This is a genomic window from Paenibacillus sp. J31R109 (assembly GCF_059692055.1).
On sequence record NZ_JCAUAR010000001.1, the window covers coordinates 836,446 to 849,382 of the forward strand.

The window sequence follows — 12,937 nt, forward strand, 5'->3', positions numbered from 1 at the left end:
TACCAGTAAGGGAAGGGAGGATTGGTACATGGGTATCCAAGTGACGAAGGCAAATCAACGGCAACTTCTTCAAAGGAAGTCAAAGACTTCACTGTGGTCCGAATTCAAGCGTGACAAGTACCTGTATCTATTGGTTCTTCCAGGTGTCCTCTATTTTCTTATTTTCAAATATTACCCAATGTGGGGGCTAGTTATCGCCTTTCAGGATTATTCGCCTTATATGGGCGTGTTTAAGAGCACTTGGGTAGGCTTTGAGAATTTCGTTCGCTTTTTCACGAACCCTAGTTTCTTTATTTTGTTCCGTAATACCATGATGATTAGTTTGTTGAGTCTGGTCTTTTTTTTTCCACTTCCGATTCTATTATCACTATGCATGAATGAAGTAACGAACAAATATTTTAAACGCGTTGTACAATCCATTGTGTACTTGCCGCATTTTCTTTCGTGGGTCATTATTGCAGGGATTACCTTTTTATTACTTTCGCAATCGAATGGAATTGTGAACATGATGCTCGAATATGCAGGTTTTTCCAAAATTGATTTTCTGACGAACGAAAATTTCTTCTGGGGTCTGCTTACGGGTCAAAATATTTGGAAAGACACAGGCTGGGGAACGATTATTTTCCTTGCAGCCATTACAGGTATTGACTCGCAACTTTACGAAGCAGCGAAGATGGATGGTGCCAGCCGGATTAGACAAATGTGGCATATAACGCTGCCGGGAATTCGTAATGTCATCATTATCCTTTTAATTTTGCGCTTGGGGCAAATCATGGATGTTGGTTTTGAACAGGTGTTTTTGATGAGTAATGGCGCAGTTGCTAATGTTGCCGACGTCTTCGAAACGTATGTATATCGAAATGGGATTCAACAAGGGCAATTCAGTTACACGACAGCAGCCGGTTTATTTAAATCAGTTATAGGACTTGTGCTTGTTGTTGGGGCTAACTGGCTGGCCAAACGTTTCGGCGAAGAGGGAGTGTATTAAGCCTGAGGAGGACATGCAATGAGAGAAAGCTTAGGTGACCGTATATTTGGCATAGCGAATGTCCTGCTGCTTGTAGTTGTTGGCATTATTACGTTATTTCCTTTGTATTACGTATTCGTTGTTTCCTTTACGGAACCTAGTGAATACGTAGAAAAATATGGTTTTGTCCTGTTCCCAAGTAAATGGAGTGTAGGTGCTTATGAGTATTTGCTTTCCACTTCCGCTTTCCTTCGTGCAACAGGGGTTAGTGCTTTTCTAGCAACGGTGGGAACAATATTAAGCCTCATCGTTACCTCAGCCTTCGCATTCGGACTATCTCGGAAGAGACTGCGTGGAAGGAAAGCCATGATGATCATGGTGATGTTCACGATCCTTTTTAATCCGGGAATTATCCCCACTTATCTATTAGTCCGCGATCTGGGCCTCATAAACAGTGTATGGGCGTTGATTGTCCCTGTTTTGACCAGCGGCTGGTATGTGATATTGATGAAAAGTTTCTTTGACAGCATTCCTGTAGAGTTGGAAGAAGCTGCAATGATTGATGGGTGTAACGACCTAAGCATCTTTTTCCGCATTATTTTACCGCTTTCTGTCGCATCGCTAGCCGCATTTGGGTTGTTTTATGCAGTGGCCTACTGGAATACGTTCTTTAGTGCCGTGTTGTATATCAATGATTTTACGAAGGTGCCTTTACAAATTGTGCTGCGCAACATGCTCATTGACTCCGATACTTCAGTTGGCGGAGCCGTGGCGGTAGAGATGGCTTCGGATAAGCAGCTGCCTACTCAAACGATCAAGATGGCCGCTGTTGTTGTGTCAACGGTTCCCATTTTGATGGTCTACCCCTTCTTGCAAAAGCATTTTACAAAAGGTGTGATGTTAGGTTCTGTAAAAGGATAATCAGAGCTGATTCATCCAGCAGGCTTGAAAAAAAATAGGATCATAAAGGAGATTAGGATAAAATGACTAACTTTGCGGACTTGGAAAGAAATTGGCGTATTGAGAAAATCGAGCAGGTGCTAATGAAAGGTGAACGTAGGAGATTGGCGGGCTGTAATGCAAGGCTTGGTGTACATGGAAAAGAAGTAAGTTTTCCTCTGGTTCGAATAACGATAGGGGGGATCACGGGTTATAGTTGGTCTCGTATTTCTCGTGAAGCTGCTGAAACCATGATCGGTGCATCCGTCAGCGACATATTTTGTGAAGAGCAATGGATTACAGACCGGTTTCAAAGCATTCAATTCCCATTGTTGGATTGGCTTGCTAAAGTAAGAGATATTCCCGTGTATCAACTATTGAGCCCTGGAAAGTGGGAATCTCCATTATCTGTTCCTTGCTACGATACTTCTTTGTACTTCGATGATCTACATTTGAGTTCTGAAAAGGATGCGGTTGCACTGCTCCAGGAAGAAGCCATGGAAGGCTATAACGAAGGTTTCCGTGGTTTCAAAATAAAAGTAGGCCGTGGTGCGATGCATATGGATGTAATGGCAGGCACCCAACGAGATATTGCGATTGTGAACGGAATTAGGGATGCAGTTGGTCCACAATGTAACATTTCTATTGACGCCAACAATGGGTACAATTTGAACCTGACCAAACATGTGCTGAAAGAAACAGCACAGTCCAACCTGCTGTGGATAGAGGAAGCTTTTCACGAAGATGACAGGCTCTACCGCAATCTGAAGGAGTGGCTGGCGGAGGAGAAATTGAACGTACTCATCACAGATGGGGAAGGGTTAGCTGCAGGACCAATTGTGGAATGGGCTGAGCAGGGCTTAATTGATGCGATTCAGTACGATTTGAAAGACTATGGGATTGTAAATTGGTTGAAATTAGCCAAAAGATTGGCTAAAAGCGGAGTAAAAGCAGCTCCGCACAATTACGGTGGTTTTTACGGAAACTTCGCTTCCGCTCAGGTATACCCGGCCATCGAAGGATTTATGTTTGTTGAATGGGATGAGGCACAGATACCAGGTATCGACACATCAGGTTATAGGATTAAGGAGGGGAAAATCTCCGTGCCTTCGACTCCTGGCTTCGGATTACATATTGATGATGCGAATTATGAAAGCAAAGTTAGAGCAAATGGCTGGACGGTGTAACTTAAGGTACACTAGCAAACATAATGTAAGCGCAGTCTAGGTAAGGTGAAGCGGTTTATCAACTACATTTACGGGAGATGAGTTAAAAATGAAAAACGGTGAAACCAACTTGTTAAATAAACAAAAAACGCTTCTCGTTTTATCTACAATGGTTGCCTTCTTATCCCTTACAGTAGCCTGTTCCTCAACGCCATCTTCGGCTCCAGATAAGGAGGGGGTGTCGACTCCGAATGAAGAGAGCAAAACGCCAGCGAAGCCTACCGAGATTAAAATCATGACAGACTTCACGATCACCCAGCCTCCGGGTACTGATAATCCCGTACTGAAAGAATTCGAGAAAAGAACGAATACCAAGCTGACGGTCCAATGGATCCCGGGGAGTGATTATGGGGACCGTGTCAATGTGGCACTGGCTGCAGGCGATATTGCAGATTTGATTAAAATTCCAGATATCACGACAGCTTTATTCCGTCAAATGGTGAAGCAGGGAGCATTCTGGGATCTGACGCCATATATCAAAGATTATCCGAACCTAGTGTCCATTAATCCAAAGACGTGGAGCAATACCAAAATTGATGGCAAAAGTTATGCCATTCCTGCGGGACGGCCATTGGATGGAGGCGGCTTCTTCGACATTCGTAAAGATTGGCTGGATAAACTTGGGCTGAAGATGCCAACGAATATGGATGAGCTATATACAGTGATGAAGGCATTTAAGGAGAATGCGCCAGATGGTAAAAAGGATACAATTGGTTATACGATGCGAGGTTCCGCAACCATAGACGAAGTATTCTTAGGGACAGTTGGCATGTGGAAGGCCGTCGACGGCAAGCTGGTTAATATGTATCTAGAACCGGAAATGAGAGAATCACTCATTTACCAACGCAAACTTTACCAGGAAGGCTTAATTCCGCAAGACTTTCCTGTATTAAAAGAAAATCAATATTGGGAACTCGCTACAAGTGGTAGAGCGGGAATTACAATTGAAACGCCAGAGGCGCTGTTTAGATATACTATGGACCAGTGGAAAAAAGATCCGAAGGTAGAGTGGACGCCGATGATCTCCTTAGCTCCCAAAGCGGGAGGTAAAGCCTACGTACCTCAAAGTACAGGCATGAATGGTGTACTGGCGATACCAAAATCCGTCCCGGAAGACAAGATGAAGGCTATTTTAAAATTCGTGAATTACGGTTCTGGTGGTGAAGGGCTGGATTTAACATTGTACGGGATAAAAGATGTTCATTATACGCTTACGGATGGTTTAAAAGTATCTAATGATAAAGCGGTGGCAGACAGCGTAGGAACGGCAACATGGGGCAAAATGTTCAGTACGCCTGTCGTTGATTTATGGCAATATGCGGCTGGCATGCCCAAGGAGACATATCAGAGAAACATGAAAATCACAGAAGAAAGAGCGAAGATTTCCATCGGAAATCCGGCGATAGGGCTTGTTTCCAATACGGATATCAAGATCGGAGCGGACTACAAGAAAAAAATAGCGGACATGAAAACGCAAGTCATCATTGGAAAAATTACATTAGAAGATTGGGATAAATATATAGACTCGCTTAAAAAGGATGTCAACTACCAAAAGATTACGGAAGAATTCAATATCGAATATAAGAATCGTCTAGCTCAAAAGTAAAATGAACCTATAGCATTTAATGGCCGAGGAGCAGACTGCCGCAGCAGCTGCTCCTTGTAAGTTATTAGGGTATTAAATATGGTATAATTTACCTATAAGTTAGGAGGGATTCGATGAAGGAATCAATTTTAAATGTTGATGATATCTTGAACATGCTAGATATGTTGTTAAAAGAGCAATCACGATTTAATTGGGATAACTTTTATTCGGACAAGGAAAAGGAAGTCCCTTTTTTTGTGAATTTACCTGATGAAAATTTAGTTCAGTATTTTAAACAAGGATATGTAAAGTCAGGAAGGGTGTTGGAACTAGGTTGTGGGCCAGGGAGAAATGCAATCTATTTTGCAGAACAGGGCTGTGAAGTTGATGTTGTGGACTTATCCCAAGAGGCACTTGATTGGGCCAAGCAACGTGCAGCGGATAAAAATGTCTCAGTTCATTTTATCAAACAAAATATATTTGAATTAGATATTGAAGAAGGCGTATATGACATTGTTTATGACTCGGGTTGTTTTCACCATATCGCACCTCATCGAAGGATAAGTTATTTAACATTATTAAAGAAAGCGCTAAAGCCAAATGGTTTATTTGCGATTACTTGTTTTAAGGTTGGTGGAGCACTTGGGGGCTCAGATATATCTGATTGGGAAGTGTATAGACTGAGGAGCCTCAGAGGTGGGTTAGGTTACACGGACGAAAAATTAAGAGAACTGTTTAATGGTTTTCAAGTAATCGAATTAAGGGATATGCTCGAAATGGAAGCATCAAGTTCAATGTTTGGTGTTTCAGGTTTACTTACAGGTTTGTTTAGAAAATCGAATAACTAGTTAAGTATTGGAGGGTAAATATGCAAGAAAATCAAAACTATGTACGTTCTATTCGAGAAAAGGTAGGGAATGATTTAATATTTCTTAACTTCGCTGGCGGTATTATTTACAATGAAAAAAATGAAGTTTTATTGCAAAAACGAGGAGATCGAAATGCTTGGGGATTTCCAGGCGGAGCCATGGAACTTGGGGAATCAGCTGAGGAAACAGCCATTCGCGAAATTTATGAAGAAACGGGTTTAACAGTGAATGTTGAACATTTAATCGGCGTATATACCAAATATTTCGATAAATATCCGAATGGTGATGAAGCTCAAACTATTTCTTTTTTCTTTCAGTGCAAATCAGTTAGTGGAGAGACAGCTGCAGACGGAACAGAATCATTAGAGGTAAGATTTTTCGCTGTTGAAGATTTACCGCCACTTTTTAATCAACAACATGAAGATGCATTGAAAGACTGGCTATCCAATAAAGTAGGCAATTATAGATAGTAAAAAAACGCCAGTGACCTTAAGCAGGTGACCGGCGTTTCCATATTTATTAGCGTTTCGGCATTTTGCTCTCATCCATGAACAGCAGGTTCCAGCGGTGACCGTCAAGATCGGCAAATCCCGCGCCGTACATCCATCCGTCAATTTCACTCGGCTTGCCAAAGATAGTTCCTCCAGCAATCTCTACCTTTTGAATAAAGGCATCTACTTCTTCTCTGCTGTCAGCGCCAATGGAAAAGATGACTTCAGCGCTATGCGAGGTATTTGCGATTACTGAACCTGTAAATTTCTCAAACTCCGCGTCCGGGAACAGAAGAATCGTGGTTTGGTCTATGGCAAGCTTGGCTCTCTCGATACCAAAGCTCACAGCGTGGAAGCCAATCTCATTGAAAAAGGCAGTTGACTTCTCAACATCTTTGACCGGCAGGTTAATCCAAATCTTTTGTGACATAGCTGTAGTCTCCTGAAAAGTATTTTCAACTACTGCTACTATACCCTATATTTGGCAGTCGAAGCGAATCTTACAAAAGAAATCATTATCAAAGAAGTTAACTTGATGATTCGCTAAACAGACAGGAAAGTTCAAAAGAATATGGAATTACTTACTAATAAGAGAATATGAGGAGCACCCATATGTCTGATTACTATGGTGTCAATATATGACTAATGTGAACAGGAGCTGAGACCATGTCCGCTTATGAAAAACCAAGTTTGACTATGAGTGAAATCGAGGTAGTGTTGCGGAAGCATTTGGGAGCTGGTGCGGCCGAAATAACGCCACTGGCAGGGGGGAACTTGAGCAGCGTGTTTTCCTTTGTTCATGAAGCCAAGGGATACGTCGTAAAATTTAGCGATTTGGAAGGCGCGTATCAGACGGAGAGCTTTGTTTCTGACTTGCTACTGGGTCAAGGCATTGCATTTCCGAAATGCTTGGCGCTAGGGAAAACCGGTCCGTTAACCTATATCATCACTGAACGGATGGGCGGACGGAATCTAGCTGATTATTCAGTAGAGCAACAGGCCGCTCATCTACCTGAGCTTATTAGCATTTTGACCAAACTGGCTGCCGTGGACGTCGGATCCTCGAAGGGCTATGGATGGATCGGTCCTGATGGCAATGGAACTTACGCATCCTGGAAAGACTTCGTCATTGCGTTTAACGCGGAGGATCAGACCGGGTCATTCTGGGAGAATTGGCACGACCTTTATCGAACTTCTTGTTTAGAGCGAGACGTCTATGAAGAAATCTATAACCGTTTAATGAGCTGCCTGTCGTATAACGAACCGCACAGAGGTTTTATTCACGGAGACTTTCACCAGTGGAATATCTTGTCGGATGGCGAGTGTATTACCGGTATCATTGACGGCAACTGTATGTACGGCGACTCTCTCGTGGACCTTGCGATTCTCGATCGGCATATGTCACGGAACGGTGTCATTCATGCGTACCAAGATTTCCAAGCCAAATGTGACATCACGATACCAAACTTCAAAGCTCGTCTAATTGGCGCTTATTATTTCAAGGGACTCGATGGGCTGCGATTCTATGCGAAGATGGGATGGAAAGACGCCTATCAAGGCACACGGCAGTTTCTTCTTAACCTCGAGAGCTGAACGGATAAAATAGTAAATTTTGCTTTTACGGAGGAGAAGAAATGATACTTAATTTTGAAACACATCGCTTGAGTCTTCGGCTTTTCAAACCATCTGATGCAAAAATGGTTCAAGTTTTAGCTGGGAACGTTGAAGTGGCTGGCACAACACTATCAATTCCTCATCCATATCCAGATGGGGTGGCTGAAGCTTGGATTGAAAACACCCTTCGATCTTCGGAAAAAGGGGAGATTTATACCTTCGCTTTGGTGAAAAAGGAAAATGATTCATTAATTGGATGTATGAGCTTAGGGGTTTCCAAAAATCATAAGCGTGCTGAGCTTGCTTACTGGATAGGTCAGCCTTTTTGGGGACAAGGATTTGCAACAGAAGCTGCTAACAGGATACTAAAATTTGGATTCGAAGATTTAGAATTAAATCGTATTTTTGCTGCTGCCATGACGAAAAACCCTGGTTCTTATAAGGTAATGAGTAAAATTGGCATGAAACAAGAAGGTACTTTTCCTCAACATGTATTGAAATGGGGAGTACACGAGGACTTAGTGTTTTATGGTATGGTCAAAGCAGATTATTATAAAAAGAATATGGGACGATACTAGGAGAGATTTATTAGTGAGCACTCTTATTGGTGATAGAGTTTATTTGCGTGAATTTAATTTTAATGACTGGATAGATGTACATAAATATGCTTCGCAGGAAATTGTTTGCCGTTTTCAACCTTGGGGTCCTAACAATGAAGAACAAACTCAAGTGTTTGTCAGACAAATTCTAGAGGATGCAAAGGAAACGCCTAGAACACGTTTTGTTTTTGCGATAATTGAGCAAAGCACGGGGAAAATGATTGGTGCAGGAGAAATTAATATTAGGAGTAAAACAAATTTAAGCGGCGAGATCGCCTATATCATACATCCTGATTATTGGGGAAAAGGAATTGCTACAGAAGTTGCCAAATTATTAGTTAACTTCGGCTTTAAAGAATTTCATCTTCATCGAATCTACGCTACATGCGATCCCAGAAATATTGGCTCAGCTAAAGTCCTTAGAAAAATAGGCATGACACAAGAAGGAAGATTGAGGGATGCATTATTAATAAAGGACGGATGGAGAGATTCCCTTGTTTTCGGCATCTTACAGTATGAATGGGACAAAGTGTCATTATAATTTAATGTAACAGATATTAAGGCAATGAGAGGAGACTAGACTTTGAATTTTAAATTAATGGAATTGCATAATCATCTAAATCAGCTTAAAAATGTAGAGAACACTTCATATTATGAATTTCTGAAGGTCCCTTCGATGAGTGTCGGGCTCTATAAATTGAATAAAGGCGAAAAAGACAACCAAAAGCCTCATTCAGAAGATGAGGTTTATTTGGTAATTGAAGGGAAATCTTCATTTCAGAATGGAGATACCTGTAGTGAAATTAGTAAAGGGGATGTCCTATTCGTAGAGGCAAACAAAGAGCATAGATTCTATGATATAACAGAAGACCTCACTACACCTGTCTTTTTTTCACCAGCAGAACACTCAAATAAATAAGCTAGCGTTTCGATCCGTCGCAATGGCTATAAGGGCTATTGACTGAAAGGTTAATAGAGAGGTGGGAGAGTTTTGATAGAAACAAAACGTCTTATCATTAGAGAAATGGTGCAGTCCGATTATGATGCATTGTGCAAAATATTGTGTGATGAGGAAGTAATGCGTGCTGCTTATGAAAGTGCATTCAACTTAGAAGAAGCACAAAATTGGCTTAATAGACATCTTAAAAGATATGAAGAGTATGGTTTTGGACTTTGGGCTGTTGTATTAAAAGGAACAAACGAGATGATTGGTCAATGTGGCTTGACAAAGCAAGTCTGGAGAGAAAAAGAAATTTTAGAGATAGGATTTTTGTTTCAAAAAGCATATTGGCACAAAGGGTACGCAACAGAAGCGGCAATTGCTTGCAAGGAATACGCTTTCTCAGTTCTTCATGCAAATAATGTTTATTCTATTATTAGGGACACCAATATAACCTCTCAAAAAGTTGCTATTCGAAACGGTATGCATATTATTGATAAAGATACTAAGAATTTTAGGAATATAGATATGGAATTTTTTCTGTATGCAGTAGAGCGAACAGAATGAGCATCATACAAAGTGAAAAACAATTGATAATCTAATGTGTTTATAAATTTTTCTTTTAAAAACCTTGAAATTATCATACAATCTAATTAGATATCCACTTAATTAGACAAATGTAAAATCACATGGAAAGAGTGGTAAAGATGAGCATTGATTTTTACCTGGTTAGGCATGCTGTAAAAGAAAAAGATGTTGGTGATGTCTCTATTACGGCTGAGGGTTTAGAGCAAGCGTATGCGACAGCAAGCCACATGAAACAAATGCGTATAACTAGCATATTCAGTAGTCCTCTTAATCGAGCAAAACAGACCGCTCAGGTTATTGGGAATGCTACGAGCATCCAGATTATTGAGGATACTCGCTTACGAGAACGTGCTAATTGGGGTGACCTGCCAGGACAAACTTTCCAGGAATTTGTTGAAATGTGGGATCGATGCACCAAGGAAAGAGATTTATTGCCTCCCATTGGAGATTCCGCAAGAATGGCAGGTCAACGATTGTCTTCATTTTTATTAGATATATCTGTTCAATATCGACTGGAAAACACGGTTATCGTGACTCACGGTGGGTTAATTACAGACTTTTTGTTGAATGAATTTTCTCAAGAAGAGCTTAATACTAAACATCCGAATTTTATAATTGAACAAAGTAATCTGGTTCCAGAGTGCTCTATAACGAAAATAAGACTAGACTCTGAAGGGTTTAATTTAGTTGATTTTGCTAGTATTGCTCATTTGCATTAATTGGGCTAGATTGGAGGGGAATATGTAATCACAGTGAGTTACAACGAAGTTCTTTGATTACGAAATCAGAGCAATGGTTCCAGAGACAGCTTTGAGAATAACGATTGCATAATAAACAGGGAGCAGTTTGCCATACGGCAGCTGTTCCCTGTTTTCATTTGAATAACGGGAGTTTAGTCCAATAAAGATTCAAAAATACTGCACCGGATAATTTAAGGAATATTTAATAAATACCCCACTTTTTATTTAACTGTTTTTCTTATACTTATATGTAGCTTAGTTAACATATCCAGAAATAGGTGATTCATTATTGAGAATATCCTCGGAGGATCGCAATTTGCTTACATGTTGAAAAGAATCATGAAAGGGCTGGATGCCATTATTTTGTTGCTGCTGCTGATCTTTATGATCATTAGTATATTCTGTATCTACAGCGCAACACGAACGAATCCAGATTTTTCTCAATCTTATATTAAAATGATGTATTTTTACGGTTTAGGGTTTATGGTCTTATTTATTATGCTATTTTTTAACTATAAACTCTTATTGCGTTTTTCGCCGGTGTACTATGTCATTGGGGTGGGAATGCTTGTCTTATTATTTTTTAAAGGGGATACGATCAACAATGCTCAGGGGTGGTTTATTCTTCCCGGTGGGATTGGCTTTCAACCAGCAGAACTGTGTAAGCTTATTTTAATCTTGTTTTTAGCGTATTTTCTATCCAAAAGAGAAGTAGAGACATTAAGCCTGTTTAAAGAAATACTTCCAATGAGTGTTATAACCGTAGTTCCTTTTCTCTTGGTTCTCATGCAACCAGATTTGGGTAATTCCATTGCGTATTTGGTTATTTTTATTGTGGTCTGTTGGTTCGGGCATATCAATTACAAGCATGCTTGGATAGGTCTAATAATTATGATAATCGTAAGCGGAAGCTCCCTCTGGAGCTATATCAATTATCATCCGGAAATAAAACAATTCATGGCCTCCAAACATAAAGAGTATTGGTTGGATAGGGTAGATGCTGTCCTTTTGCCAGACCAGGCCTCTGAAAAAGCAACGTATCACATGAAACAAGCGATCAAAGCAATCGGATCAGGCTCGTTGGAAGGAGATGGCTATCTTCAGGGAACTTCCGTACAGACTGGTCAGGTTCCATATACGTATGCAGATTCTATATTTGTTGTAGTGGGAGAAGAATTTGGATTTGTAGGAGCATCGGTGCTACTTTTCCTTTATTTTCTTCTCATTTATCGGATGATCATTATCGCACTTAACATTCGCAGCCAAACAGGTATTTATATCATTGGTGGGATTTCCGCTATGTTTTTGTTTCAAGTTTTCGAAAATATCGGGATGCTGATCGGCATCATGCCGATTACGGGAATCACGCTTCCTTTTATCAGCTATGGAGGCACCTCGCTGTTAATTAACATGGTATCGTTAGGTTTTGTTCTAAGTATAAAAATTTACGATGACATAGATGTTGAATAGGGATCGTCGGCTGCCACGCAGTTTGATGGTCCCTTTTTGCTGCATCAACGGCACAGAAAAAAGGATATAACAAAGGATTGTGGAATACATCACTTGTACCACATGTATTCTTTTATAAGTATTGGAGGCTATGTGATTTGGGTCAAAAATCAGCTAAAAAAATGTTTACGATGAGCTTTGATGATGGAACGATTCAGGATAGACGCTTTATTCATCTAATTGATACATATAATTTGAAATGTACCTTTAATTTGAACTCTGGATTTTTTGGACAAGTACATACGATTGTGCACGAAGGCATTGAAGTATGTCACGATGAAGTTCAAGCATCCGAAGTAAAAGAATTGTATAAAAATCATGAGATTGCGGTCCATACGGTAACCCATCCCAATTTACTACATTGCTCGAAAGAGAAGATTATTGAAGAAGTTAATCAAGATTATAAAAGTCTAACAGAACTTTCTGGTAAACCTATTATAGGCATGGCCTATCCTGGAGGTCCTTACTATAATGAATTTACCATCGAAACAATACTGAACAATACGCCAATCCGTTACGCTCGGAATATTCATGCTCATAACTCTTTTCATTTGCCAAGTAATTTCATGGAGTGGCAGCCGACCTGCCATCAAAATGATGAACAGTTGATACAACTTGCAGAAAAATTTGTAGAAGCAGATTCTCATGAAGATATGCTCTTTTATGTATGGGGCCATAGCTTTGAATTTGATAAATATCAGAGTTGGGATAATTTTGAGTATTTTTGTAAAATCATAAGTGGTCGTAAGGATATATGTTATATGACAAATGGAGAAGTTTATCAGTATGTGAAGAAATTATTCTAGATATTTTATCCATTTTCCTATAATTATTAGTTGTCGTAGTAAACATCCTCCACTACAATGTGTT

The 12,937-nt window shown here is 40.2% G+C and carries 15 protein-coding genes; 14 read left to right on the top strand and 1 reads right to left on the bottom strand.

Annotation, left to right across the window (positions count from 1 at the left end; all coding sequences use genetic code 11):
- The first annotated feature begins 28 nt into the window (after nt 1–28).
- The 6 genes from AC58QT_RS03865 to AC58QT_RS03890 all read left to right on the top strand — a co-directional run bounded on the left by AC58QT_RS03865 (nt 29) and on the right by AC58QT_RS03890 (nt 6,056).
- Entirely contained in the window at nt 29–988 is a 960-nt protein-coding gene (locus tag AC58QT_RS03865) for an ABC transporter permease (RefSeq protein WP_497407752.1), read from the top strand.
- An 18-nt stretch (nt 989–1,006) separates the two neighbouring features.
- On the top strand, nt 1,007–1,888 hold the full coding sequence (locus AC58QT_RS03870) for a carbohydrate ABC transporter permease (protein ID WP_497407753.1): 882 nt from the start codon (nt 1,007–1,009) through the stop codon (nt 1,886–1,888).
- Nucleotides 1,889–1,950: 62 nt separating this feature from the next.
- Complete coding sequence (locus tag AC58QT_RS03875; RefSeq protein WP_497407754.1) at nt 1,951–3,093, top strand: enolase C-terminal domain-like protein; 1,143 nt, start codon at nt 1,951–1,953, stop codon at nt 3,091–3,093.
- Nucleotides 3,094–3,181: 88 nt separating this feature from the next.
- Nucleotides 3,182–4,738, top strand: a complete 1,557-nt coding sequence (locus tag AC58QT_RS03880; RefSeq protein WP_497407755.1) for an extracellular solute-binding protein — start codon at nt 3,182–3,184, stop codon at nt 4,736–4,738.
- 113 nt (nt 4,739–4,851) lie between these two features.
- The gene (locus AC58QT_RS03885; RefSeq protein WP_497407756.1) at nt 4,852–5,565 is read left to right on the top strand and encodes a class I SAM-dependent methyltransferase; all 714 of its coding nucleotides are present in this window, start codon (nt 4,852–4,854) and stop codon (nt 5,563–5,565) included.
- 20 nt (nt 5,566–5,585) lie between these two features.
- Nucleotides 5,586–6,056 carry an NUDIX hydrolase gene (locus AC58QT_RS03890; RefSeq protein ID WP_497407757.1) on the top strand — a complete coding sequence of 157 codons (471 nt, stop codon included), beginning with the start codon at nt 5,586–5,588 and terminating at the stop codon, nt 6,054–6,056.
- Between the two features lie 49 nt (nt 6,057–6,105).
- Here the strand turns inward: AC58QT_RS03890 and AC58QT_RS03895 are convergent, their stop codons facing one another.
- Complete coding sequence (locus AC58QT_RS03895; RefSeq protein ID WP_497407758.1) at nt 6,106–6,507, bottom strand: VOC family protein; 402 nt, start codon at nt 6,505–6,507, stop codon at nt 6,106–6,108.
- Nucleotides 6,508–6,743: 236 nt separating this feature from the next.
- On the opposite strand from AC58QT_RS03895, the gene AC58QT_RS03900 reads away from it, so the two are divergent.
- The 8 genes from AC58QT_RS03900 (at nt 6,744) to AC58QT_RS03935 (ending at nt 12,873) form a co-directional block, all read left to right on the top strand.
- Nucleotides 6,744–7,670 carry a phosphotransferase family protein gene (locus AC58QT_RS03900; RefSeq protein WP_497407759.1) on the top strand — a complete coding sequence of 309 codons (927 nt, stop codon included), beginning with the start codon at nt 6,744–6,746 and terminating at the stop codon, nt 7,668–7,670.
- A gap of 41 nt (nt 7,671–7,711) precedes the next feature.
- On the top strand, nt 7,712–8,269 hold the full coding sequence (locus AC58QT_RS03905) for a GNAT family N-acetyltransferase (protein ID WP_497407760.1): 558 nt from the start codon (nt 7,712–7,714) through the stop codon (nt 8,267–8,269).
- A 13-nt stretch (nt 8,270–8,282) separates the two neighbouring features.
- The gene (locus AC58QT_RS03910) at nt 8,283–8,831 is read left to right on the top strand and encodes a GNAT family N-acetyltransferase (protein ID WP_497407761.1); all 549 of its coding nucleotides are present in this window, start codon (nt 8,283–8,285) and stop codon (nt 8,829–8,831) included.
- A gap of 42 nt (nt 8,832–8,873) precedes the next feature.
- On the top strand, nt 8,874–9,209 hold the full coding sequence (locus tag AC58QT_RS03915; protein ID WP_497407762.1) for a cupin domain-containing protein: 336 nt from the start codon (nt 8,874–8,876) through the stop codon (nt 9,207–9,209).
- 72 nt (nt 9,210–9,281) lie between these two features.
- Nucleotides 9,282–9,797 carry a GNAT family N-acetyltransferase gene (locus tag AC58QT_RS03920; protein WP_497407763.1) on the top strand — a complete coding sequence of 172 codons (516 nt, stop codon included), beginning with the start codon at nt 9,282–9,284 and terminating at the stop codon, nt 9,795–9,797.
- Nucleotides 9,798–9,937: 140 nt separating this feature from the next.
- Nucleotides 9,938–10,537, top strand: coding sequence for a histidine phosphatase family protein (locus AC58QT_RS03925; RefSeq protein ID WP_497407764.1), 600 nt, complete (start codon nt 9,938–9,940; stop codon nt 10,535–10,537).
- 345 nt (nt 10,538–10,882) lie between these two features.
- Entirely contained in the window at nt 10,883–12,028 is a 1,146-nt protein-coding gene (locus AC58QT_RS03930; protein WP_497407765.1) for an FtsW/RodA/SpoVE family cell cycle protein, read from the top strand.
- A gap of 137 nt (nt 12,029–12,165) precedes the next feature.
- The gene (locus AC58QT_RS03935; protein ID WP_497407766.1) at nt 12,166–12,873 is read left to right on the top strand and encodes a polysaccharide deacetylase family protein; all 708 of its coding nucleotides are present in this window, start codon (nt 12,166–12,168) and stop codon (nt 12,871–12,873) included.
- Nucleotides 12,874–12,937: the final 64 nt, after the last annotated feature.

What these genes read in the sequence shown, in the direction of transcription:
- AC58QT_RS03925 (WP_497407764.1), top strand. Translation starts at nt 9,938, where the DNA reads ATGAGCATTGATTTTTACCTGGTTAGGCATGCTGTAAAAGAAAAAGAT.
- AC58QT_RS03930 (WP_497407765.1), top strand. Translation starts at nt 10,883, where the DNA reads ATGTTGAAAAGAATCATGAAAGGGCTGGATGCCATTATTTTGTTGCTG.
- AC58QT_RS03890 (WP_497407757.1), top strand. Translation starts at nt 5,586, where the DNA reads ATGCAAGAAAATCAAAACTATGTACGTTCTATTCGAGAAAAGGTAGGG.
- AC58QT_RS03875 (WP_497407754.1), top strand. Translation starts at nt 1,951, where the DNA reads ATGACTAACTTTGCGGACTTGGAAAGAAATTGGCGTATTGAGAAAATC.
- AC58QT_RS03865 (WP_497407752.1), top strand. Translation starts at nt 29, where the DNA reads ATGGGTATCCAAGTGACGAAGGCAAATCAACGGCAACTTCTTCAAAGG.
- AC58QT_RS03900 (WP_497407759.1), top strand. Translation starts at nt 6,744, where the DNA reads ATGTCCGCTTATGAAAAACCAAGTTTGACTATGAGTGAAATCGAGGTA.
- AC58QT_RS03905 (WP_497407760.1), top strand. Translation starts at nt 7,712, where the DNA reads ATGATACTTAATTTTGAAACACATCGCTTGAGTCTTCGGCTTTTCAAA.
- AC58QT_RS03895 (WP_497407758.1), bottom strand. Translation starts at nt 6,507, where the DNA reads ATGTCACAAAAGATTTGGATTAACCTGCCGGTCAAAGATGTTGAGAAG.
- AC58QT_RS03885 (WP_497407756.1), top strand. Translation starts at nt 4,852, where the DNA reads ATGAAGGAATCAATTTTAAATGTTGATGATATCTTGAACATGCTAGAT.
- AC58QT_RS03870 (WP_497407753.1), top strand. Translation starts at nt 1,007, where the DNA reads ATGAGAGAAAGCTTAGGTGACCGTATATTTGGCATAGCGAATGTCCTG.
- AC58QT_RS03880 (WP_497407755.1), top strand. Translation starts at nt 3,182, where the DNA reads ATGAAAAACGGTGAAACCAACTTGTTAAATAAACAAAAAACGCTTCTC.